Below are 23876 nucleotides of genomic sequence, written 5' to 3' on the forward strand. Positions count from 1 at the left end.
CTCAGCACGCCCCGAAACGAGAGCGAGCGAGGCCCCGTAGCCTCGCTCGCTCTCTTCGTCGAGCTTGTCGAACGAGTCGACGGCGACGTTCTACTCCACGTTCACCGTCACCCCGTTCGTGCCGACGAACGGCCAGTCGAGCCCAGGGTCGAAGCCGAACGCCTGCATGTGGATGGTCGCCGTTCCGAACAGCGCCGGAATCGTCAGCGGGAGCACGGCCGATCCGTTTCCGGGCCCGGTCCCCGACAGGCCGACGATCGGCGTGGCGTCGTAGGCGATTCCAGCCAGTCGCAGGGTGCACTCCGGCACGATCTCGAGCGCGCCGCGCGATGCGCCGAACCCGATCAGAGCCACCGAGCCGCCGATGAAGCCGTCCAGCCTCAGGACGATCGTCTCGCCCGGCGACGGACAGCCCGTCACCCGCAGGGTCGGCATCGAGCCGTCCGCGTTCAGGCACGGGTGCCCGTAGCTCTCGATGCTGCCAGCGCAGGTCGGAGCCGTCACATCGATCGAGACCGTCGCGACGTTCGAGTCGGTCTTCGTGTCGTGCGCCGCGTAGAGGAACTCGTCGGTCCCGACGTAGCCCGCCTTCGCGCGGTAGGTCGCGACGTTCCCCGTCCCGTCGAACGCCACCGTTCCGTGCAGCGGCTGCGCGACGATGCGGTACACGAGCGGCTGCGGGTCCGTCACCGACATCGCCACCTGCAGCGGAACGTCGGTCGGAGTGGACTCCACCAGGTCCTGGGCCACAGGACGACCGTTCGAGGTGTGGTGCTCACCGTCCGGCCCGTCGTGGCAGTCGTAGCAGCCGACGAGGTTGCCGCGCTCGTAGGTGCGCGTCCCGAACTCGTTCGAGTAGCTGCGCGTGTCCTGGGCGAGCGAGAGCACCGTCCCGCGGTCGTTCGAGCCGTGGCACGCGCGACAGTTCGACAGGTTCGCCTCGGCGAAGTCGCCGTGCTTGCCGTTCGCCCAGGCGGCCGTGGACGGGTGCATGCCGTGCGGACCGCTCAACAACTGGTTGTCCTCGAGACCCGTGTGGCACACCGAACACTCGGTGATCGTGCCCACGTGTCCTTGCAGCTGCTCGGCCTGCAGATCGTCGTTCTGCCAGCGCGTCGGCGCGATCGCGTGCGGCGGGCCGTGACAGGCCGAGCACTGCAGTCCGCCGTGACCGTCCGAGAAGCGGTAGAGCGAGAAACCGGCAGCCGGCGTGTCCGCGTCCGTCGCGAACAGGGCGGAGGCCGCGTCCCGGCGCTCGCCGTTCAGGTCGAAGACCGTGTCGTAGCGGATCTCGCCGTTGTTCACCGTGGCCGACCCGCTGTGGCAGTTGTCGCACGTCGGTTGGTCGAACCAGCCGACCCGGCCCGTCTCGCCGACGTCGCTCAGGCCGCCGTGGCAGCTCTGGCAGTGCATCGCGAAGTCGCCGTCCGCACCGATGGCGTGACCCATCGCGCCGCGCAGACACTGGGTCTGCGTGCCCGGGTGGCAGGAGTAGCAGGTCTCGCGCGTGACGCGATCGTCGAGCACGGTGCCCGTCTCGTCGCGCACGCCGGCGTGCAGGCCGTGCATGGCCTCGGTGGCCGGCGAGATTCCCGCGAGACCGGTGCCGGGCAACGCGTTCGTTCCGTGGCACGCGGCGCACAGCACCGGTTGGCCCGCGAGCGCACCCTGGTACAGGCCGGCCGCGCCGTAGCCCGTGGTGACGAGCGCCGCGTCGTAGGTCGCCTCTCCGAGGTGCCGGTCGTGCAGCTTGAGGATGTTGAGGTGGTCGTCGATCACCGGCGTCGGGTTCCAGACCCAGCCGCCATCGGGGCGCGCTTCGGGGCTGCCGCCGGAGGAGTGGCAGCGACTGCACTCCATCTCGGCCGAGTTCGGCGCGACGGTGACCGTGCTCGCGATCTCGTTGCCGCTGCTGTTGCGCACGACGATGCGCAGCAACGGGTAGGGGTTCTTCGCGAGCGCGTCGTCGTAGGGAGTGATCGGGATGCCCTCGGCCTGGAACCAGTCCCACGTCGGATCGAAGTGCGCCGGCTGCGGAACGTTCGCGAGGCCGGGCATCGAGTTCCCCGCGAGTCCGGTGTCGGGTGCGGGGTTCGCGCCGTACAGCGCCTGGACGTGGTCCCAGAAGTTCGTCTTGCCGATCGACGTGGAGTTGATCGACCCGTCGGGATCGGCGACGGCTTCGTAGGTGATCGTGTACGCGCCGGCCTGGGTCACCAACTGTCCGCCGACCATCACCTGCGCGTTGATCGTGTTGAACGGCGGGAGGATCGAGAAGACCGAGAAGTCGGGGTCGATGCAGTGCATCCCGAGGTCGTTCCACGCGATGATCCGCGCTGGACCGGACGAGTCCGCGGGCGGTGGAGCGACGGTTCCCAGGTAGGCGCCGACCAGACTGGCGAGCGCGAAGGCGGGGAGGGCGTGGCGACGGGTGAGCGGAATTCGAACCATGACGGCAACTCCTGTGGAGGGGGCGCGCGAACGCGCTGCCGAGAAGGCACGGTGCGCGGGTCGCGCGTCGTGCGGCAATGGCCACCGATGGGGGGGACCGGACCTCACTCTCCACCCGGGTCGCTCGCACCAGGGGTTGCAGGTCGTTCATACTCGTCCGTGCCGCCAGCAGTGCCCAGGCACGTGGGCCGCGCTTCGTTCGACGACTCGCCATGCGCACCGATTCCCGACCCCGCGTGTTCCTCGTCCACTGGAAGCGGGCCGAGGCGCCCGAGCGACTGGCCCGACTCGAAGCGGCCGGATTCGCGGCCGACGGGGGCGAGGTGGGAACGCCCGAGCTGCGCGCGCTGCGAGCCGATCCCCCCGACGCCGTCGTGGTCGACCTGTCGCGGTTGCCGAGCCACGGGCGCGACGTGGCCCTCGCGCTGCGCACGTCGCCGAAGACGCGCCACGTCCCGATCGCGTTCGTGGAGGGCGCGCCGGAGAAGGTCGAGCGCGTGCGCCGCGATCTACCCGACGCGACGTTCGGCACCTGGCGTTCGATCGTGGGGACGTTGAAGCGGGCGCGGGCGGCCGCTCGCAACGCGCCGGCTCGTGTGGCTCCCGCGCCCGCGAACGCGCTCGCCGGCTACAGCGGAACGCCGCTGCCGAAGAAGCTCGGCGTGAAGCCGGACGGCCTGGTGCGCCTCGTCGACGGGCCGCAGGGTTTCGAGGCGGTGCTCGGCGATCTGCCCGCCGGCGCGCGCGTCACCCGGCGTGGCACGAAACAGGCACCGACGGTGACCCTGTGGTTCGTCTCCACGGCGGCCGCCCTCGCGCACGATCTCGAGCGCACCGCGACGCTGGCGGGTGACGGCTTCCTGTGGATCTGTTGGCCGAAGAAGGCATCCGGCGTCCCGAGCGAAGTGGGCGACCGCGAGGTGCGCGCCGCCGGTCTGGCCGCAGGCCTCGTGGACAGCAAGGTGGCCGCGATCGACGCAACCTGGTCGGGCCTGCGCTTCACGTGGCGGCGGTGAAGCGTCGCGCGTGACGGACTACCGCTTGCGCCGCTCCGTCGCCTTCAACAACCAGCCGTTCGGGTCGATCTCGAACTTCGAGTCGCCCACTTCCAACTCACCGGCGCCGTCGTCGTCGGTCTCGACGCGCACCAACTCGTCGCCGACGAGCACTTCGACCGGCATGGGGAAGGGGACGTCGCCCTCGAGCCGCCAGTTCAACCGCAGCATGCCGTCCACCACCTCGTGGTCGAGGCGCGGCAGGGCGGGCTGGCGCAGGTAGACCTGGAAGAACCAGTCGAGTTCGCGTTCGCTGACCTTCTCGGCGATACCGAGCAGTTCGTCGGTGGTCGCGGAGCGGCAGGCGCTGCCGTCGGTCGTCTTTTCGAGCTCGGGATCGGGGTACGCCCAGCGCCGCAGCACGGTGAAGAAGACGTCGTCGGTGAGCAGCCAGCGCAGCGTGTGACAGACCCACGAACCCTTGTTGTAGATGTCGCCTCCCGGCGACGTCGAGCTGCGGTCGCCGAAGTACATCCACTTCGTCGTGCGCGCGCCGCGCGGAGCGACGGCGCCGCGGTTCGCCAGCGTGCGGCGGTCGAAGCGCATCTTCGCGCGCATGTTCTCGACGCCGCTCGTGCGTTCGAGGTGCAACGCCTGCATGTAGGTACCGATGCCCTCGTGGATCCAGAAGTCGTTCCAGTCGCGCGCCGTGACCAGGTTGCCCCACCACTCGTGCGCGAGTTCGTGCTGGTGCAGCGCGTCGTACGGCAGCCGGTACCACGGATCGTTCCCGAAGCGGTTGCCGTAGGCGATGATCGACTGGTGCTCCATGCCGAGGAAGGGCACGTGCGCGATGCCGTACTTGTCGCCGCGGAACGGGTACGGACCACACAGTTCCTCGAGGATGCGCATGTGCTCCTGGAACTCGGCGAAGACCTTCTCGGCCTGCTCCTTCGCCTCCGGCAGCACCCAGAACGTGAACGGGAAGGTGTCGCCGTACGGGTTCTCGTAGTCGGTGGTGATCGTTTCGTACGGACCGATCGCGAGCGCGACGCCGTAGTTGTTGATCGGCGTCGTCACCCGCCAGTGGTGCGTGGACCAACCCTCCTCGTCGGTCGGGACCACTTCGACGAGTCGCCCGTTCGCCGCGACCACGAGCGGATCGGGGACGGTGATGTGCAGGTCGAGTCCGTCCGGTTCGTCGCTCGGGTGGTCCTTGCACGGCCACCACAGGTCGGCGCCCTCGCCCTGACAGCTGGTCGCGATCCATGGGCTGCCGTCGGCGGACGTGGCCCAGGTGAAGCCACCGCTCCAGGGCGGATTCGCGGCGACGAGCGGCGCACCCGAGTACGCGACCTCGACGGTGAAGCTCTGGCCGACCTCGAGTTCGGCCGCCTGCACGTAGATGCGATTCGCGTCGCGGCGGAACTCGACCGGTTCGCCGTCGAGCTTCACCGCCGAGATCGCGAGCAGCTCGTCGAGGTCCATGACGATCGCGGGCGTTGCAGCGACCAGGTGCGCGCGCATGCCCAGCAGTCCTTCGATCGTCTTCGTCTCGGGCCGCACCGTCAGAGCGAGGTCGTAGTGGCGCACGTCGTAGGCGGCCTCCTCGGGCAGGAGTTCGCCGCCCGAGCTGCGTTCCTCGGCGCCGGGGGTCGAGGCCACAGCGGCGTGAGCCACAGCAGCGGCGTGAGCCACAGCAGCGCCGTCCAACGCAGTGACGGCGTGCGAGGCGGCGAGCGTGGCGACGGGCAGCGCGAGCAGCGCCGGAGCGAGGAGGTGGAGCATCGGTCGGAAGGTGGTCGAAGGTGGCGGTCCGACCAGCATGACGCGGTCGGGGCCGCCGTGGTCACCGGACCCCGCTCGCCGACGGGCCGGTCGCACCGACGGTCGGCTCGCCGGGCCCCGCCCGCTCGCCGCCGCGCCCCGACGTGCCCCACGTGGTAGCCGGCCCGCGGCGTTCCGGTAGGTTGGAGTCGGGCGCGCGCACGCCGGGGCCTCGGGGCCCGCCGCGCCGCGCACTTCACCGCGCCCTCACCGTGAGCATCCGCAGCACCCACACGAGCTCGAACCGCCAGCGCGGTCGCGACGGTCGGCATCCGGGTGCACGTTCGAACGCCGGGGCCCCGAGTGCCGCGCGCGCGAACGCGGTGGGTCGGCTCGTCCGCGCGGCGAACCGGGCGGTGCGGGCGCTGCGCTGGGCGGAAGCGGCGCTGTGGGCGGGCGCGGCCGGCTTCCTCGTCTGCGCGGCCGTGGTCGCGACGGGCGACGGCGAGCTCCCGCGCGACGGCATCGCACTCGCGGTCGCCCTGGCCCTGGCCACCTTCGCGACCGTGGCGCGCGCGACGCTCCCGACCCTCGAGGAGACCGTGCGCGACCTCGACCGCCGCCACCAGCGCCGTTGGGCGTTGGTCGCGGCGTTCGAACAGGAGGAGCGCGCCGCGGCGGACGGTCGACGCGGCGCCGGGTCCGAGGCGCAGCGCCAGCTCGACGCGCTGCTCTCCGATCGGGCGCGCGCCGATCTCGATCTCGGCGACGCGCTCGTCGGACACGGGCCGACCGCGGTCACCGCTGCCGTGGCACCGCTCGTCGCCGTGGCGCTCCTGGGGCTCGCGATCGGACCGACGAGTCGCCCCGAGGCCCAGGTCGGCACCTTGACCCAGAGCGCGGCGAGCGACCTCGGCCGCGCCCTGGCCCGCTCGGCCGACGACCTGGGCGCCGATCAGCGCGACGCCCTCGCACGCCTGGTGCGCGACATCGAGCGCGCGGCCCGGACCATGGACCTCGTGCACGAGGACGCGGCGGCCGACCAGCTCGAGGACCTGCGCGAAGCGCTCGCGGAGCAGTCGCACGCGGTGGACCCGACCGGCGAGTTGGCCCAGGCGCTCGAGCGCGCGATCGAGCGGTTGGCCGCCGCCGAACGTCGGGCCCGTGCGCTCGACGAACCGGAACTCGCGGCGACCGATCCGCCGGCCGCCACCGAGACCGACGCCGCGACCAGCGCCGGGTCGGACCAGCCGCGCACGGGCGACGGGGTGGGGGAGTCGTCGGCCCGGCCCGGCTCGACGGCGACCTCGATCGGCAGCGAGCCGGGTTCGGCCACGGGTCCGGCCGACCCGTCCGCGGGCGCTGGATCGAGTGGTGTCGCGTCCACCTCGGCGACCGACGGGACCGGACCGAACGCTGGACCCGAACCGGTCTCCGAGGCCGCCGGTGTCCGCGTGGGCTGGCTCGAAGGACCCGAGCGCGCCCTGGTCGAAGCCTGGGTCGAGGAACGCCGCCGGGCTGCGCTCGACGCGGCCACGAGTCCGGACTAGAGAGCGCGCGCGGCCGCGATCCGCTCGATTCGGACGCGCCCGCTCCGCGGGGTCGGCGGCGGCGATCCCTCCCAGGTCGAGCGCGGCACCGAAATCCGGCCCCCAGCGCTTGCCGCGCCCCGATCCGACCGCTCGACTGGGGGGTCTTCCGTCGGCGGTCCGAACCGCCGAGCCCCCGTCCGCGCCGCGTCCCACCCCCGTTCCTCACCCTCGATGACCGCACGCCCCGCCAGCGCCCCGACCCGTGGACCGCTCGGACTGTGGCTCGTCGGGGCTCGCGGCGCGATCGCGACCACCTGCGTCTTCGGACTCGACGCCATGGCCCACGGCCGCGCGGGGACCGTCGGTCTGGTCAGTGAACTGCCCGCGTTCGAAGGACTCGGCCTGGCGGAGCTCGAGCGCTTCGTCGTCGGCGGCTGGGAGGTGCGCGACGGCAGCCTGGCCGACGCCGGCGCCGAACTCGCGCACAACGGCGTGCTGTCGCACGCGATCGTCACCGCCGGGGCCGAGGCCGCCACCGATGTCGACGCACGCATCGTCCCCGGACTGGCGGCTCCCGGGGACGAGCGCGCGTCGGCCGGAGCGCGCGAACGCGGCGCCCTCGCGCCGCGCGCCCAGGTCGACGCACTGATCGCCGACCTCGCTGCCTTCCGCGAGCGCACCGGCGCCGAACGCGTCGTCGTCGTCAACGTGGCCAGCACCGAGCCACTCGCCGACGCCAGCCCGGCCGGCGCGAATCTGGCGGCGTTCGAAGCGGCGCTCGACGCCGGAGAACTCTTGCCGCCCAGCTGTCTGTACGCCTACGCCGCCCTGCGCGCCGGCTGTGCGCACGTCAACTTCACGCCCAGCGCCGGTGGTACGTGGCCCGCGCTGCGCGAGTTGGCGGAGGCGAGCGGCGTGCCCCAGTGCGGCAGCGACGGCAAGACGGGCGAGACGCTCGTCAAGACCGTGCTGGCGCCGCTGTTCGCCCACCGCAACCTGCGCGTGCTCACGTGGCAGGGCTACAACATGCTCGGCAACCGCGACGGCGAAGTGCTCGCGAACCCCGCGCACAAGGCGGCCAAGGTCGCCAACAAGGACGCCGCGCTGCGTTCGCTGTTGCAGGGGTCGGAGGGGCTGCACACGCACGTCGGCATCGACTACGTGCCGTCGCTGCACGACTGGAAGACCGCCTGGGACTTCATCCACTTCGAGGGCTTCCTCGGCGCGAAGATGAGCCTGCAGTTCACGTGGACGGGTTCCGACTCGGCCCTGGCGGCACCGCTCGTCCTCGATCTCGCGCGGTTCAGCGAACTGGCGCTGCGCGACGGCGCGGCCGGTGAACTCGCGCACCTGGCCTGCTTCTTCAAGTCGCCGATGACCGGCGGCAGCCACGACTTCGGTGCGCAGATGGCCGCACTCTTCCACTACGCGACCACGCGCTCGGCCGAACCGGCGACGCGCTCGCACTAGAACGACAGCATCCATGCACATCACCAAGACGCCCACGGCCGACGATCTGCGCCCCTTCGCCACCGCTCGACTCGACGAGGCCCGTGCGCGACTCGCCGACCTCAAGGCACTGGCGCCCGACGCCGCGGGCCTCGAGGTCTGTGCCGCCTACGACGCCATCGGCCGCGCGCTGAACGGACTGGGCGGTTGGCTCGGCATCTTCGCGAACGCGCACCCCGACGAGGCCACGCGCACCGTCGCCGAGGAACTCGAGCAGGAGCTGTCGGCCTTCGGGACCGAGCTGAGCCTGGATCGCGACGTGTTCGCGGCGCTCGAGCGCGTCGACGTGAACAGCCTCGCGGACGAGCAGGCTCGCCGCCTGATCGAACACGGTCTGCGCGACTACCGCCGCAGTGGCATCGACAAGGACGACGCCACGCGCGCGCGCATCGTCGCGTTGAAGAAGGAACTGGTCGAGATCGGTCAGCAGTTCGACCGGAACATCATGACCGGCGGCAAGTCCTTCAAGATCGCCGAGGGCGCAGCGGGTCTCGACGGCCTGCCCGCGGATTTCGTCGCGAACCACCCGCCCGCGGAGGACGGCTCGGTCACCCTGTCGACCGATCCGAACGACCGCGTGCCGTTCATGACGTACGCGACGCGCGGCGACCTGCGGCAGGCCTACAGCCTCGCCTGCAACACGCGCGCCTACCCGGAGAACCTGCCGGTCCTGAAGCAGATCATGACGCTGCGCCACGAGCTGGCCAACGCGCTCGGTTTCGCGTCCTGGGCCGACTACGTCACCGAGGACAAGATGAGCAAGTCGGGCGCCAACGCGCGCGAGTTCGTCGATCGCGTGATGGCGCTCGCCAAGGATCGCGCCGCCGCCGAGTACGACGAACTGCTCGAGTACAAGCGCCGCGAGGACCCGAGCGCCACCGACGTGCGCGACTGGGAGAAGGCCTACCTGTCCGAGAAGGTCAAGGCCGATCGCTACAGCTTCGATTCACTCGCCGTGCGTCCGTACTTCGCCTACGCGAAGGTGCGCGACGGCGTCATCGCGACCAGTGAGGTGCTGTTCGGCGTGCGCTTCGAGCGCAACGACGAGATCGCCACCTGGCACCCGTCGGTCGAGGTCTACGACGTGCGCTCCAAGGACGGCGGCGAGCACCTGGCACGGCTCTTCCTCGACATGCACCCGCGCGACGGCAAGTTCAAACACGCCGCGATGTTCTCGACGGACAGCGGTCTTCTGGGCGGCGATTCGAAGGACGAGGTGCTGCCCCAGGGCGCGCTGATGTGCAACTTCCCCGAGCCCAAGGGCACGGACCCGGGCCTGATGCTGCACGACGAGGTCACGACGTTCTTCCACGAGATCGGGCACCTCCTGCACCACTTGTTCTCGGCGCGCTCGCGCTACGTCGAGTTCAGCGGGATCTCGACCGAGTGGGACTTCGTCGAGGTTCCCAGCCAGCTCTACGAGGAGTGGGCCTGGGACACGGGCGTGCTGCAGCGCTTCGCGACGCACCACCAGACCGGCGAGCCGATCCCGGAGCCGCTCATCGACGCGATGCGCCGCGCCGAGGAGTACGGCAAGGGCCTCACCGTCATCCAGCAGATGTACTTCGCGACCATGTCGCTCGAGTACTACATGGACGATCCCGCGAAGATCGACCCGGTCGAGCGGATGATCGCCCTGCGCGAGGAGCACCTGCCGTTCCCGCACGAGGAGGGCACGTTCTTCCTGTGCGGCTTCGGTCACCTGCACGGCTACTCGGCGATGTACTACACGTACATGTGGTCGCTGGTGATCGCGAAGGACATCCTCAGCGCCTTCTCCGGCGACCTGATGAACCCGGCCGTCGCGCAGCGCTACTACGACGAAGTGCTGTCGCGCGGTGGCACGAAGGACGCGGCCGACCTGGTGGCGAACTTCCTGGGTCGCGAGCAGAGCTTCGAGGCCTTCGCGGGCTGGCTGCAGCGCTGACGACGGTCGCGGCGGGTCGCTCGCGCGGCCCGCGGCGCTCCGCCGTCCGATCTCCCATGCGACTCCAGACCACGACGCTGTGGTACGCGCCGTCCCAACAGCACGGGGACGACCCGTCCAAGCACTACGGCGATCCGCGCTACGAAGGGCGCACGCCGTCCTACATCGTTTGGAACCTGTTGGAGCGCTACACGCGGACCGGTGACCTCGTCGTCGATCCTTTCTGTGGGGGAGGGACGACGCTCGACGTGGCGGCGGAGCTCGGGCGCGAGGCACGCGGATTCGACCTGCGGCCGTGGCGCGACGACATCCAGTTCGGTGACGCGCGCGCTCTGCCGCTCGCCGACGCGTCGGTGGACTTCGTGTTCATGGACCCGCCGTACTCGACGCACATCGACTACTCGGACGATCCGCGCTGCATCGGCAAGCTCGACGCGTTCGACGATGCGTACTTCGAGGCGCTCGAAGCGACCTTCGCCGAAGCGCACCGGATCCTGAAGGACCGCCGTTTCATCGCGGTCTACGTCCAGGACTCGCTCAAGAAGAAGCGCGGGTTCGTGCCGATCGGGATCCGTCTCGCGGTGCAGCTGTCCGCCCGCTTCCGCATGGTCGACCACGTGGCCGTGGTGCGGGGCAACCGCAAGCTCGAGAAGCCCGGGTTCCACAAGGCCGCCGTCGAGGGCAACTTCTTCATGCGCGGCTTCAACCACCTCCTGATCTTCAAGAAGGAGTAGGGCGGCAGGGTTCGCGCCGAACCGGTGCGCCACGCTCCGAGGCGTCGATTCGCCACGTCCGGCTCCGTCGCGCTAGGATCGCTCGCCCGCCGACTCGCTGCCGTGCTCTTCTTCGCCTACCTCTACATCGCCATGTACACGACCGTCGCGTTGTGGGGCATTCGTGAAGACATGCGCTGGGAGGCGCCGCGCTGGAAGGCGACCCTCTCGGTCGTCGGCAACGCCGTCGGTATCGCGGGGATGCTCCTGTGGGCGACGGACGAGGTGGGGCAGAAGCTCTCCGCGGTCTGGCGCTGGGTGCTGCCGGCGCTCGTGATCCAGCTGGCGATCGAGGTGGTCTACGAGTACCGGCTGCGGCTGCGGCGGATGTTGCCGGAAGGCGAGCTCTCCGACGCGCAGATCCGGTCGCTGGTCTGGACGTCGATCGGTCTCGGTCTCCTCACCGCGGTGCCGTTCTTCTGGATGAACTACGAGCTGGCCTACCCGAGCTCGTGAGCGCGAGCGGTCGTCGAGCGGCGCCGGGCCGACTCAGCCGCCGCTGGACCCGGCTTCGCCTTCGTTGGGCGCTTCGGTCGCGCCTTCGCCGCCCGAGTCACCGCCGCCCGAGTCACCGCCGCCCGGTGCCTCGACGGGCTCTTCCGCCGGTACTTCCGCCGGTTCTTCCGGCAGCGGCGCGAGCAGCTCCTCGAGCGGCGTCCAGTAGCCGGCCGCCGTGCCCGCTGGCACCTCGAACCACCAGCCGTCCAGGCGTGCGTTCAACTCGTCCGCGCGCGTGCGGGCGGCGGCGAGATCGCGCTCGGGCGCCGCCGGCGATGCGGGGCCCGCTCCATCTTCGACCACGTCGGCGTGGTAGCGGATCCACGTCGGACCCGGCACGCCGTCGACGTCGCTCGCAAGCCGTGCGAGTCGCGCCTCGAGGCGCAGGCCCTCGTAGGTCTCGAGGTCGAAGCGCGCGTACTCGACGTGGCTGCCGGCGGCCGCCGACTCGAACGACGTCGTGCCTTGCACGTCGGCCGCCGTCAGGTTGCCAGCGGTGCGCGCGAGCCCCGACCACTTCCACTCCTCGCCGGGCACGCGGCCTTCGGGCAGAGGCGCGAGTTCGAAGCCGAACCCCTGCGGATCGTCGCGGCGCAGGGAGTAGCCCTGATCCGGGCGCTCCTCGAAGGCGATCGTCACGCGTCGCACCTCGGAGGTCGGGATCGCCACGGCGCGCGCGTCGAACCACCAGGTGGCGGACGTCGGGCGCGGGATGCGACCGTTCGCGACCCAGCACTGGTCGTCGCCCGGACGGCGCACGAACAGGGCATCGCCGCTGCGCGAGGTGTCGGCGCTGCCGAGCAGGATCTCGGCCGGAGCGTCGCCGCCCGCCAGTTCCACGCGCACCAGAACGGCTTCTTCGCCGCCGTCGCTCGGGGCCACGAGACCGACGCGCGCGTGCTTGTCCGCGCGCGCGGTTCCCGGCTCCGTCAGGCGCAGGGTCTGCAGGCCGCGCATCAGCTCGCCGACGCGGTCCGTGCGCGCCGGATAGCCGTCCTTCGCCGGCAGGATCCACCGTGCGCCGCGGCGCTCGATGCGCACCGACCCGTCGCGATCCGTGAGTTCGACCGCGACGAGCTCCTCGGAGGCGAGGTTCTCGAGTTCCGGCAGTGCGGGCTCGCCCGCGAGGGGGTCGGCGTCGTTCGCGTAGCTGCTGGACTCGCGACTGGTGATGTACAGGGCGGCCGAGCCCAGCACGACCAGGGCGCCGGCCATGAATGCGATCGTTCTGGAAGCCATGGTGCTCGTTCTGCGGTGGGGGTGCTGCGTTCGGTGGCGAGTGGGGGAGCGGGCCGCGGTCAGCGCGACGGGTTGGCGCGCTTGCGGCGCAGCAGCCACACGATCAGTCCACCCAGGACCACCACCAGCGGCATGGTCAGGATGTTGATCGCTTTGACGCGCCGCCCGAGGGCTTCCTCGTCGCGTTGGAGGTCGTACTTCACGCGCCGCAGTTCCTTGCGCGTGGCGTCGCGCACCTCGTAGGCACGCGCGAGCTCCTCCTCGAGTTCGGGGGTCAGGAGCACCGTCGCGCCGCCACCCTGGTCCGCGGCGATCTGTTCGATGCGACCGTTCACGTCGTCGAGTTCCTTCTCGAGCCGCGTCTGCTCGGCGTCCAGTTCGGCGCTGGCCGCGAGGCGCAGCTCGCGCACCACCTCGAACGGCCGGTCGAACGTGCCGCGCGCGCGCAGACCGATCAGGGCGTCGCCGCCGCCGAGCTGTTCGGCCGCGTTGAGCACGAGGTCGGGGTTCTCGCGCAGCTTGCTGACGCCGAACAGCGAGCGTCCCAGCCACAACCCGTCGAACAACAGGTCCGCATCGGCAACGACGATCGCTTCGAACGGGCGCGTGGAGGCGGCCACGTGTCCGGGCGGGAGGGCACGTTGCACCGACCCTTCGTCCTCGGTTCCGGCCTCGCCATCGCCGTCGACCGCGTACCCCTCGGGGAAGGCCGTCGAGATGGGGCCGGACAGCCGCGCCACGAGCGTGAACGGCTCGCCCGACGGCACGAAGTTGGCGAGCATGTCGCTCGGGTCGAGCACGCGAACGTTCGCCGCCTTGTCGAGTAGGCCGGCGTCGTCGGTCGTCGTGACGAGCGGCGTGAACGTCGTCGTCGCGCCCTCGACCTGGGTCAGCGATCCGGGCGTGAACAGCTCGACGTCCGACAGCCGCGCGGTGACCGGATCGCTCTCGTCGACCACGCTGCTGTCGATGCGCATGGACACGAGCACCGGTCCGCCCTCGTCCATCCGCGCGAGCGTGCGGTCGGCCACGAAGTCGTCCACGTCGAGTTCGACGCCCCAGGTCGCGAGCAACGGGCCGAGGTCGGACCCGCCGGGCACGCCGCCCTGGCTCGCGGCGCCGGTGTCCACGGCGCAGAACGGGTCGACGAGCGCCAGGATGCGACCGCCGCCGAGTGCGTACTGGTCGATGGCGTAGAGCGTCCTCTCCGACAGCCCGTTCGGGTGCACGAGCATCAGCACGTCCACGTCCGGGGCGATCGCGGTGGTGTCGGTGTCGATCGTGCGCAGGTCGAACTGGCGGCGGAGCAGCGGCACGATCTGCCACTCGGGCGCGCCCTGTTGGCCGGGCTGTGCGGCCGGCGCGCCCATGAGCGGCAGGTCGGTCATCAGACCCAGCACGGGCTTGCCGGCGTCGTCGAGCGCGACGAGGCGCTGCGCGATCTCGTACTCGAGGAAGACCTCGTCGTTCCGGTTGAACGCGGGGATCGTCTCGACGTCGCCGACCGAGTTGCGCATGACCAGGCCGAAGAAGCCCTGCACGTCGCCGCGCTGTAGCGCCACCCGCTGGAGGCCGGCGAGCGCGGCCGCGTCCTCGGCCTCGCTGAACTCGAGCGGGTCGAAGCGCTCGAGGATCAGCTTGCCCTTGGAGGCGCGCACGAAGCCGTCGAGGACGTCCTCCACGCGGCGCATGAACGCCCCGATCGTGGGGGTCGCGTCGCGCAACTCGCGGCTGGCGTAGTACTCGAGGCGGATCGGCTCGTCGAGGCCGCGTGCGATGTCCTTCGCCCCTTTCGACAGGGTGTAGAGCTTGTCCTCCGTCAGGTCGAGGCGTGCGCCACTGAACTTGGTCGAGGTCAGCACGTTGACGGCCCCGAAGAGGGCGGCGGCCAGTCCGGCGCCGACGATCAGCTTGGTTCTGGTGTCCATGGGTTCTTCGTGGGTGCCAGGTCGGTCAGGAGGCCTTGACGTGGGCGACGAGCAGCGTGTTGACGTAGAGCGCCGCCGCGATCAACGAGCCGAAGAACACCACCGACGGCAGTTCGACCACGCCGCGCTGCAGTCCCGAGAAGTGCGTCATGAAGCCGATGCTCCGCACGAGCTGTCCGAAGACCTCGGGCAGGTACGCGTCGATCACTCCGGTGATGAACGGGAAGTCGGCCAGGATGAACACGAAGCCGACGGTCGCCGTCACGACGAAGGCGATGACCTGGTTCTTCGTGCAGGCCGAGACCATCGAACCGATCGCGAGGAAGGCGCCGGACATCAGGAAGCTGCCGAGGTAGCCGGTCACGATCGTGCCGTGGTCCGGGTCGCCGAGGTACGCCACCGTGATCCAGATGGGGAAGGTGAGCGCCAGCGCGACCCCGCAGAACGCCCAGGCCGCCAGGTACTTGCCGAGGACCGCTTGGGTCTCGGTGATCGGCAGGGTCATCAGGAGTTCGATCGTTCCGTTGCGTCGCTCCTCGGACCACAGGCGCATCGAGATGGCCGGAACGAGGAACAGGTAGAGCCAGATGTTGAACGAGAAGAACGACTCCAGGTTGGCCTGGCCGCCCTCGTAGAACTGGCCGAGGAACTGGCTGAGGAAGCCCGCCAGCAGCAGGAAGACGACCAGGAAGACGTAGGCCACGGGCGTCGCGAAGTAGCTGCGCAGTTCGCGCTTGCCCACGACCCACAGGTTGCGTGCGCCACTCATCGGACGGCCTCCTCGGTGGTGCGACCGACGGTGCTGCGCTCGCCGCGTGCCGGTGCACCGGTGAGCTCGCGGAAGACCTCGTCGAGTCGGCCTTCGAGCGGGGTCAGTTCGGACAGGTCGAAGCCGTGCTCGCGGCAGGTCGCGTAGATGGCGTCGGCCGGGCTCGCGCCGCCGGCGGCGAGGCAGATCAGCGCCCCGTCCTCGTCCTCGATCGCGCTCACGGACGCCAACTCGGCCAACGTGGCGCGCGCGGCGCCCGCGCGTCCGGCGTCGACCAGTCGCACCCGTACCGCGCCGTGCCGCGGGTCCTTGGCGCGCAGGTCGGCCGGCGTCCCGTCGGCCACGAGCCGACCCTTCGCCATCACCGTCGCGCGCGTGCAGACCGCGTCGACCTCCTCGAGGATGTGTGTGGACAGGACGATCGCCTTCCCCTCGCTCATCTCCGCGATCAGCCGGCGCACCTCGAACTTCTGGTTGGGGTCGAGACCGTCCGTGGGCTCGTCGAGCACCAGCACGTCCGGGTCGTGGAGGATCGCCTGGGCCAGACCGACGCGGCGCTTGAAGCCCTTCGACAGGTTCTCGATCGGCTTGTGGAGCACGCTCTCGAGCTGCACGCGCTCGACCGCGCGACCGACCGCGGCGCGCCGGGCCGCGCGATCCATGCCGCGCGCCTGGGCCGCGAAGTCGAGCAGCTCCGCCGGGGTCATGTCGGGCCAGGCGGGCGCGCCCTCCGGCAGGTAGCCGAGCAGGCGCTGGGCCGCGATGCGATCCTCACCCACGTCGAGGCCGCACACGCACGCGCGACCGGAGGTGGGGGCGAGGAAGCCGGTCACCATGCGCATGGTGGTCGTCTTCCCGGCACCGTTCGGTCCGAGGAAGCCAAGGACTTCGCCACGCGCCACGTCCAGATCCACGCCGTCGACGGCGGTGAACGGGCCGAAGCGCTTGACGAGACTGCGGATCTCGATCATCGCGACAGACGTCGGGGGGTCGGTGGGTCGGGGAGAGCGCGAACCGGAGGGTGGCAGGACCGACGGCGACCGTCGGTGCGTGGCGGCGAGGGTGATCACCCAAGCCTTCCGTGGCGTTGGTGGACGCCGATCTGTGCGCCCGCTCCCTACGACCCTTCGGAAGCGGCGTTGGCCCACGCAGGGGCCGAGGACGCAGGTTGTAGCGCCGTCGGCGGAGGGCCTCAAGGATGGTCCGAGCGCGGCTCCTCCCACCCGTGGAGCGAGCCGTCCCATCGGTGGCGGTGCGCCGGCGGCTCTTGACTGGCCTCCTTCGATGCCGTTCCATCTTCGCCCCAAGTCGGGCGGACGATCCGCACGACCCCCCTGGGTGCCGCACACGGACGGTCGCCCGCCATCAGATTCCTCGACTCTTCATGTCCATCCTCCTCACGCTCCTCGCGCCGCTGGCCTTCGCCGCGCCGACCGAGGCCTCCGCGCCCGCCGCGCCGATCTACGGTGCGCCGCGCGCGATCGCTCCCTCCAGCCTCCAGGACGAGGTCGTCTCCGATCCCGCCTGGACCGGTTCGGTCACCCTCGGCGCCACGATCACCTCGGGCAACACCGAGGTCACGACCCTGGCCGCCAACGCCGAGGCCGTGCTCGATCGCAGCGCGACCGAGAGCACCGACCGCTGGACCGCTCGCGCGTTCTGGCTGTTCGCCGAGCAGAAGAACCAGACCTCGGGTCAGAACGAGATCACCCAGCGCCAGGCCGGCGCGAGCGTGAAGTACGACTACTTCTTCGCCGAGGAGACCTACGGCTACGGCAACGCCGCCGTCACCACGGACACCATCGCCGCCCTCGACCTGCGCTACCAGCTCGGTGCTGGTGTCGGTCACCAGTTCCTCGACGAAGAGGACCGCGCGTTCTCCGGTGAGGCCGGTCTCGCGTACGTGAACGAGGACTACAAGGACTTCCCCGGTCAGCCCTCCGACGACGCCGACTACATCGCCGCTCGTCTGGCCTACGACTTCTTCTTCCAGATCAGCGAGCAGACGAGCTTCCGCCAGCTGGCCGAGGCCTTCGTGGCAGTCGACAACATGGACGACGTCTACGGTCGTCTGGACACCAGCATCACGACCAACCTGACCGAGTCGATGATCGGCAAGCTCCAGCACGTCATGGACTACGACAACACGCCGGCCACCGGCGCGGACCGCATCGACCACCGCCTGATCCTCACGATCGGCTGGACGTTCTAGTCCCGGTTCGATCCCGGGTGCCGGGTGCGGTCGAGACCGCGCCCCCGACGAGCGGGGATCCGTGCTGCGGCGCGGGTCCCCGCTCGGCATTCCGGGGTCCGCGCGTCCCGTCCGCCGTTCGGCCCGGGAGCCCGTTCGACGAAGGGCTCGCCCGGCGTAGACTCGTGGCCGGATGTTGATCAACGACGCCTACTTCAGCGCGGCCCTCGTGGCGCTGGCCGCCCTCGTCGGCGGCCTGTTGCCCTGGACGCGGCGTTGGTCGTCGGAGGGGATGCACCGACTGGTGGCCCTGTCGGCGGGCATCTTCCTGGGGACCGTGCTCCACATGGGAGCCGATCTCTTCGCGTCCCACGGGTCGAGTGCGCCGGTGGCGACGGGAGCCCACGCGAACCACGGGGCGCTGTTCGGCCTCGGCGCCGCGGATGGAGCGGGCGACGGTGCGGGCGACGGTGTCAACACCACGGACGCGACCGACGACGCGGACACGGCGCCGGAAGCCGCGACGCCCGAATCGGCCGACGACGGGCCCGCGAACCCCGCCCGGGTCGACGGACCGACCGCCGGCGCCGATCGACGCCGCGGCACCGCCTCGCCGTTGGTCCTGTGGCTCGCGGTCGTCGGCGGCTTCGTCGGACTCGCGGCGCTCGAGCGTCTCGTGCTGCGGCGTTGGATCGGCGGCACGCACGGGCACGGGCACGGAGATTCCGCAGCTGGCGCCGAACGACCGAACGACGGCGGCGACGCCGACAGCGGAACGGGGGCCGCGTCGCACGAAGGTGACGGCGGACGTTCGCGACACGCGGTGCTGTGGCGCGCGTCGTTCGTCGGACTCGGGATCCACGCGCTCTTCGGCGGCATGTCGCTGGCCGGCCTGCTCGGCAGCGATCTGTGGGCCGGAGCGCTCCTGTTCATGCTGCTGCACAAGCTGGTGGAGAGCTTCTCGTTCTCGACCGTGCTGCGCCTCGCGAACCTGAAGCTCGGGAAGGCCGTGCTGTGGATCGCGCTGTTCTCGTGCATCACGCCGGCGTCGTTCCTGCTCGGCCGCACGTTCATGACGGTCGCCGGCCCGTGGCAGCCGTTGGCCGTGGCCCTGGCGTGCGGCACGTTCCTGTACGTCACCGTCGTCGACCTCCTGCCCGAGGCGTTCCACCGTGGCAGCTGGAAGGACCGCCTGCCGTACCTCGTGTTCGGTCTCGCGCTCGGCGGTTTCCTGCCGGGACTGACGCACGGCCACGGCGGCAGCGTGTGGGGCGCGGGCTCCGGCGTGTTCGTCGAGATGGCGCCGTACCTGATGGCCGGTTTCCTGGCCGCGGGCTTCGTGTCGCAGTTGCTCGACGCCAACAAGCTGAAGCGCTTCATCGACAAGGACGACGTCCACTCCGTCGCGGTCGCCTCGATCGCCGGCGCGCCGTTGCCGCTGTGCTCGTGTTCCGTGCTGCCGGTCGCGGCGAGTCTGCGCAACGCCGGCGCGAGTCGCGGGGCGACCAGCGCGTTCCTCGTGGCGACGCCCGAGACCGGCATCGATTCCGTGGCGACCACCTACGCGCTGCTCGGTCCGATCATGGCCGTCGTGCGCCCGCTGTCGGCCGTGTTCTCGGCCATCGTCACCGGACTGTCCGTGGCGTACTTCGGTGCACCGTCGAAGGCGGGTGAAGTGGTCGACGAGCTCGCGACGAAGGTCGACGCCGGAAGCTGCTGCCACGGCGAGCCGGAGCCGGAGCCGGAACCCGAGCCGATCACCGAGGTCGAGACCAGCTGTTGCCACGCGGCGACGTCCGACGCGGTCGACACCGACTCCGACGCGTCGGGAACGAGTGCGTCCGCCGCGACCCCGGCGCCCCCGCGCTCGAACCTCGTCGCGCGCGCGCTGCGCTACGCCTACGTGGACCTCGTGGACGACCTGGCCTGGCCGCTCGTGATCGGCGTGGCCGCGTCCGGAGTGCTCGGGGCCTTCCTCCCGTCCGAGTGGCTCACGGGGCCACAGCTCCAGGGCATCTGGGGCTACCTCGCGATGCTCGCCATCGGACTGCCGCTCTACGTCTGCGCCGCGGCCTCCACGCCGATCGCAGCGGTCCTGATCGCGAAAGGACTCAGCCCGGGCGCGGTGCTCGTGTTCCTGCTCGCGTCGCCCGCCACGAACATCGGCACGCTGTTCGTCGTGAAGCGCCTGTTGGGCGGACGCGGCCTCGCCGTGCACCTGTTGATCCTCTCGGCCGTGACGCTGTTCTGTGGCGTGGCCGTCGACCTGATGCTCAACATCTTCGGCCTGGACGTGATCCCGAGCGCGGCGTCCCAGGGCCACGACCACGGAGCCGGCACCATCAGCATGGTGGCCGCCGCGTTGCTCCTCCTGGTGCTGATGGCCAGCGCGATCCGCAAGCTCGGTTCGCCGCTGACGGTGCCCAGTTCGGTCACGCGCGCCGCGGCCTGACGGTCGAGTCGGTGCGTCGGGAGCGCCCGGCCGCACCGAGCCCGAGCTCAGGAACGGCGCTGCGGATCGAGCGCCGCGCGCAGTTCGCGGTAGACGCCGGCCGAACGCGGATGCGCGCTCGTCTCGAGCAGGTCCACCACGGTGAAGCGATCGCCGTAGCACGTCATCGTCGCGCGCGGATCGCCACCGCGCGCCCGAACGAGCTTCGCCATCGCCACGGCGTTCGCCGGCACGACCTGGCGCCAGGTCTCGACGCCGTTCGTGGCCAGGTAGTGCAGCAACGTCGCGCCGTGCCCGAAGACCGAACGCCGGCGCACCAGGTCGGGCGTGGCGTCGAGGCGCGCCGCGAGTTCCGCCTCGCGCCCGCCGAGCAGGTCGAACACGGCGGCCTCGAACTCGGCGTCCAGCGGCAGCGCCAGCCGTTCGGCGTCCGGCGGCGACGCGAATCCGTGTTCGCGTTCGACCGTGCGGCGCGCGATCTCGGCCGTCAGCGGCTCCATCGGACCGACGGGCGACCAGTTCGACAGCTGCACGCGCGCGCGCGGATCCTCGCGCTGGAACGCCTCGAACAGGACGCGTGCCTGCGTGTCCAGAACTTCGCCGACGGTGCGCCCTCCGGGATAGTCCGCCAACAGGTCCGCGTGCAGCTCGAGCACCGAACGCACGGCCGCGCCCACGTAGATGTCCGTCACAGCGTCACCGCCATCTCGTGCCAGCGCGCGCCGCCGTGGGTCGACGCCGACAGGCCGCGATCGATGAAGCCGAAGCGCGCGTAGTAGGGGACCAGGCGCTCCTTGCACAGGAGGAGCACGGCGCGGCGACCGTCCTCGCGCGCGCGTTCGAGATAGGCGTTCACGAGCGGCGTCGAGAGCGAGCGCCCCTGGAAGTCCGGGTGCACGGCGAGCGAGAAGATCACCAGGTTCGCGCCGTCCGGCTCGTGCCCGACCAGCGCCTTGAACTCCTCGTCCGCCAGGTCGGGCCGGTGCGAGGCCGCGCCGTTCGCCATGCCGAAGAGCACGCCGTCCAGCTCGGCCACGAGGAAACCGCGCGCGAACGCCGTTGCGCGCTGGGCCACGCGTTCGGGACTGGCCGCTTCCTCGGGTGGGAAGCAGGCCGCCTCGATCGCGGCGCAGCGTTCGACGTCGGCGGGTGCGACGGTGCGGACGATGACGGGAGTGGTCGGCGTGGACATGGATGGGCGTGCGGACGGGATCGAAGCGCCGAGCGTAGGTGGCGCGGCGTCGTACACGGGGGTCACGGTGGTGCACGATCGGCCGCCGGGTCAGGGCTGCGACTCGCGCGCTGCGTCCTTCACTCTCGCGACGGCGGCCGACTTTGCCGGTACGCGCGCGCTCCGACCATGCCCGCGAGACACATCGGGATCGAGATCACGCCGAGGATCGCCAGGCCGACGGGTGCCATCGACAGTTCGGGCCCGACGGAGGACAGGTACAGGAGCGCGAGCCCATGCATCCCGATCGCCACCAGACCGTAGCGCCACGGCTTCACGGGCACGCTGAAACCCAGGTAGGCGCAGACGATCGCGACGATCGGCAGCGCGATCGTGAAGTAGGTCCGGTCGTCGAAGGCCTCGGCCTCGAGCGACGTGTAGCTGACACCGAGCCAGGTGAGGATGCCGGTCGCCGCGGCTGCAGCGAGGGCCAGGTTCTGTCTCTTCGCCGAAATGTGTTCGGCCATGGATGCTCCCGAATGCGGTCGTGCCCCGCGTCCACGGTACATCGTCGGGGCGTTGCCGTGCGACTCGTGTTCCGGTCGTGTGCCCCGGCCCCGACTCCGTGCCGGGCGACCGCGTCCTCAGACCTGCTCGCGCAACAACGCGCGGCAAAGGCTGTACGCCGACGACACGAAGCGCACCAGCGCGAACGGAGCGCCGCCCTCGGACTCGAGGGCCTCGCTGGCGGGCAGGACGGCGCCGAAGAACGCGCTCGTCTCCCAGCGCCCGCCGTCCATGTCGGGCAGTTCGACGCCTTCGGGCCGCGGGTACGGATTCACGTAGGCGTAGGGCTCGGCCATGTACGCGTCGCCCGGTGAGAGACCGAGTCCGATCGAACGTCCGCGCTGCGAGCCGAGCTTCGGATCGAGCAGGACCAACTGCCCCAGGTCGAAGTGGTGGGGCCAGACGCGCGGTTCGCTCGTGTGCGCCTCACCACCGGTCACGTCGAGCAACGCCTGACGCGCCGCCGCGAACCAGGCCGCGATCTCCGCGCGCGCACTCGCGTCACCGGGCGCGAACGTGCCACCGTCGCGCACCGGGTGGTCGGGCAGTTCCGAAGCCTCGCGGTCGAACGTCGCACCCGACGCGTCGAGTCCGACCTCGCGCAACGCTTCGATCGTCGACGCCATGACCTCGTCGAGCGTCGCATCCACGAGCGTCCGCTCCCACACCACGCGCTCGTCGCCGCCGAACAACAACAGTTGCAGTGCGTCCGGTTCGAGCGCCAGTCGCCACCCGTCCCCCAGGTCGTGGCTGACGAGTGCTTCGCGCCCCTCGTCCCAACCCAGGTTGCTCTGTCCGTGGTCGTCCCAGGCCCCGAGCAGCGCGTCCGCCACCGCGGCGATCGGTTGCACGGCCCAGTGCAGGGTCGCGCGCTCGTTCGCCAGGGTCGACGGGTCCACGCGCCCCAGCTCGGGCCGCCCGCTCACAGACCCATGATGTGGTAGCCGGCGTCCACGTAGATCGTCGTGCCCGTGATGCCGCGGCTCATGTCGCTGGCCAGGAACGCGCACGTGTCGCCGACCTCGTCCGCCTCGATGTTGCGGCGCAGCGGAGCGCGTTCGGCGATGTGGTCGAGGATCGAGCTGAAACCGCCGATGCCCGACGCCGACAGGGTGCGGATCGGACCGGCGGAGATGGCGTTCACGCGGATGCCGCGCGGACCGAGGTCGTGGGCCAGGTAGCGCACCGACGCTTCGAGGGCCGCCTTCGCGATGCCCATCACGTTGTAGTTCTCGATGACGCGTTCGGCGCCGATGTACGACAGCGTCACGATCGAGCCCTTGCGCCCTTCCATCAACGGCAGCGCGCGGCGCGCGACGGCCGTCAGCGAGTAGGCCGAGACCTCGTGGGCCAGTTGGTAGCCCTCCTTGCTCGTGTTGAAGAAGTCGCCCTGCAGGTCCTCCTTCTTCGCGAACGCGACGCCGTGCAGCACCGTGTCCAGGTGCCCGAACTCCGCGCCGATCTTGGCGAAGGCTTCGTCGATCTGCTCGGGGTTGGTCACGTCGCACGGCAGCACGATCGCGCCGGGCAGGTCCTTCGCGAGTTCGCGCACACCCTTCTCGAGGCGTTCGCCGACGTAGGTGAACGCGAGGCGCATGCCCTGGTCCGAGAGGGCCTTGGCGCAGGCCCAGGCGATCGAGCGCTTGTTCGCGACGCCGAGCACGACGCCGGTCCGTCCTTCGAGGAATCCCACGGGAGTTGCCTTGGATTGGATGGGGGGAGGCCGCTCACAGGACGCGCGTTCGAGGGCGCGTGGGAGCGGATGGGGCCCCGCGATCCTATCGGGGGCGCCCTCGGATCGAAGCGCGGCAGCCTGCTCAGGAGTGCGGAATCCGGCCAGCGGGGCATGCGCGCGGCCGCCGCACGGGCCTTCGCGCGCCGTCGAGGGCGGTGCAGCGGCGGCCGCGCGTGCGCAGACCTGCACGTGCGCGGCGGGATTCCTAGGCTCCGACTCCCGACCGAGCGGGAGGAGAAGTGCCATGACGACGACTCACGGACGACGAACGATCCACGACCGAGGTGCTGCGAGCGAGCGCCGTGCGAGCCCGAAGCGGGGCGGCGACAGCGAGGGCGGCGAGAGCGGGGGCGGCGGCTGTGGGGGCGGCGG

At 70.8% G+C, this 23876-nt stretch carries 19 protein-coding genes; 8 read left to right on the top strand and 11 right to left on the bottom strand.

The genetic code is table 11. The annotated features are described in order from the left end of the window. Positions 1-90: 90 nt before the first annotated feature. Positions 91-2451: an Ig-like domain-containing protein gene (locus Pla163_RS03835; RefSeq protein WP_145183826.1), complete on the bottom strand. Its 2361-nt coding sequence runs from the start codon at positions 2449-2451 to the stop codon at positions 91-93. Between the two features lie 212 nt (positions 2452-2663). Between Pla163_RS03835 and Pla163_RS03840 the strand changes: the two genes are divergently transcribed. After that, positions 2664-3467, top strand: a complete 804-nt coding sequence (locus tag Pla163_RS03840; RefSeq protein ID WP_145183829.1) for a PleD family two-component system response regulator — start codon at positions 2664-2666, stop codon at positions 3465-3467. 18 nt (positions 3468-3485) lie between these two features. On the opposite strand, the gene Pla163_RS03845 is transcribed toward Pla163_RS03840, so the two are convergent. Continuing rightward, on the bottom strand, positions 3486-5234 hold the full coding sequence (locus Pla163_RS03845) for a M1 family metallopeptidase (RefSeq protein WP_419186299.1): 1749 nt from the start codon (positions 5232-5234) through the stop codon (positions 3486-3488). A 251-nt stretch (positions 5235-5485) separates the two neighbouring features. Here Pla163_RS03845 and Pla163_RS03850 point away from each other — a divergent pair, with 251 nt between their 5' ends. The 5 genes from Pla163_RS03850 (at position 5486) to Pla163_RS03870 (ending at position 11410) form a co-directional block, all read left to right on the top strand. Beyond that, positions 5486-6763: a hypothetical protein gene (locus Pla163_RS03850; protein WP_145183835.1), complete on the top strand. Its 1278-nt coding sequence runs from the start codon at positions 5486-5488 to the stop codon at positions 6761-6763. A 213-nt stretch (positions 6764-6976) separates the two neighbouring features. Then, positions 6977-8215 (top strand): inositol-3-phosphate synthase, encoded by a 1239-nt coding sequence (locus tag Pla163_RS03855; RefSeq protein ID WP_145183838.1) that lies wholly within the window; start codon positions 6977-6979, stop codon positions 8213-8215. Between the two features lie 13 nt (positions 8216-8228). Beyond that, positions 8229-10181 carry a M3 family metallopeptidase gene (locus Pla163_RS03860; protein WP_145183840.1) on the top strand — a complete coding sequence of 651 codons (1953 nt, stop codon included), beginning with the start codon at positions 8229-8231 and terminating at the stop codon, positions 10179-10181. Between the two features lie 56 nt (positions 10182-10237). Next, complete coding sequence (locus Pla163_RS03865; protein WP_145183844.1) at positions 10238-10915, top strand: TRM11 family SAM-dependent methyltransferase; 678 nt, start codon at positions 10238-10240, stop codon at positions 10913-10915. A gap of 102 nt (positions 10916-11017) precedes the next feature. Next, the gene (locus tag Pla163_RS03870; RefSeq protein WP_145183847.1) at positions 11018-11410 is read left to right on the top strand and encodes a hypothetical protein; all 393 of its coding nucleotides are present in this window, start codon (positions 11018-11020) and stop codon (positions 11408-11410) included. Between the two features lie 33 nt (positions 11411-11443). Here the strand turns inward: Pla163_RS03870 and Pla163_RS03875 are convergent, their stop codons facing one another. From Pla163_RS03875 to Pla163_RS03890, 4 genes are read right to left on the bottom strand one after another with little or no spacing between them, the layout of a single operon-like run. Further along, complete coding sequence (locus Pla163_RS03875; RefSeq protein ID WP_145183850.1) at positions 11444-12691, bottom strand: DUF4340 domain-containing protein; 1248 nt, start codon at positions 12689-12691, stop codon at positions 11444-11446. Between the two features lie 59 nt (positions 12692-12750). Beyond that, positions 12751-14619, bottom strand: coding sequence for a GldG family protein (locus Pla163_RS03880; RefSeq protein ID WP_145183853.1), 1869 nt, complete (start codon positions 14617-14619; stop codon positions 12751-12753). A 25-nt stretch (positions 14620-14644) separates the two neighbouring features. Continuing rightward, a complete protein-coding gene (locus Pla163_RS03885) occupies positions 14645-15388 on the bottom strand; it encodes an ABC transporter permease subunit (RefSeq protein WP_145183856.1) in 744 nt (247 codons plus the stop codon). Further along, positions 15385-16359, bottom strand: coding sequence for an ABC transporter ATP-binding protein (locus Pla163_RS03890; RefSeq protein ID WP_145183859.1), 975 nt, complete (start codon positions 16357-16359; stop codon positions 15385-15387). The genes Pla163_RS03885 and Pla163_RS03890 overlap by 4 nt, the downstream gene beginning before the upstream one ends. Before the next feature lie 413 nt (positions 16360-16772). Between Pla163_RS03890 and Pla163_RS03895 the strand changes: the two genes are divergently transcribed. Both Pla163_RS03895 and Pla163_RS03900 read left to right on the top strand, forming a co-directional pair. Continuing rightward, positions 16773-17600 (top strand): DUF481 domain-containing protein, encoded by an 828-nt coding sequence (locus Pla163_RS03895; RefSeq protein WP_419186300.1) that lies wholly within the window; start codon positions 16773-16775, stop codon positions 17598-17600. A gap of 172 nt (positions 17601-17772) precedes the next feature. Continuing rightward, a complete protein-coding gene (locus Pla163_RS03900) occupies positions 17773-20031 on the top strand; it encodes an SO_0444 family Cu/Zn efflux transporter (protein WP_145183865.1) in 2259 nt (752 codons plus the stop codon). A gap of 47 nt (positions 20032-20078) precedes the next feature. Here the strand turns inward: Pla163_RS03900 and Pla163_RS03905 are convergent, their stop codons facing one another. From Pla163_RS03905 to Pla163_RS03925, 5 genes are all read right to left on the bottom strand, one after another. After that, positions 20079-20723, bottom strand: coding sequence for a hypothetical protein (locus Pla163_RS03905; protein WP_145183868.1), 645 nt, complete (start codon positions 20721-20723; stop codon positions 20079-20081). Beyond that, the gene (locus tag Pla163_RS03910) at positions 20720-21223 is read right to left on the bottom strand and encodes a GNAT family N-acetyltransferase (RefSeq protein WP_145183871.1); all 504 of its coding nucleotides are present in this window, start codon (positions 21221-21223) and stop codon (positions 20720-20722) included. Before Pla163_RS03910 ends, Pla163_RS03905 begins: the two co-directional genes overlap by 4 nt. Before the next feature lie 119 nt (positions 21224-21342). Continuing rightward, entirely contained in the window at positions 21343-21729 is a 387-nt protein-coding gene (locus Pla163_RS03915; RefSeq protein ID WP_145183874.1) for a hypothetical protein, read from the bottom strand. A gap of 117 nt (positions 21730-21846) precedes the next feature. Further along, positions 21847-22695, bottom strand: coding sequence for a hypothetical protein (locus tag Pla163_RS03920; RefSeq protein WP_145183876.1), 849 nt, complete (start codon positions 22693-22695; stop codon positions 21847-21849). Continuing rightward, on the bottom strand, positions 22692-23462 hold the full coding sequence (locus Pla163_RS03925; RefSeq protein WP_145183879.1) for an enoyl-ACP reductase FabI: 771 nt from the start codon (positions 23460-23462) through the stop codon (positions 22692-22694). Before Pla163_RS03925 ends, Pla163_RS03920 begins: the two co-directional genes overlap by 4 nt. Between the last annotated feature and the right edge of the window lie 414 nt (positions 23463-23876).

The sequence above is a fragment of the Rohdeia mirabilis genome (assembly GCA_007750655.1).
Taxonomy (GTDB): Bacteria; Planctomycetota; UBA1135; order UBA1135.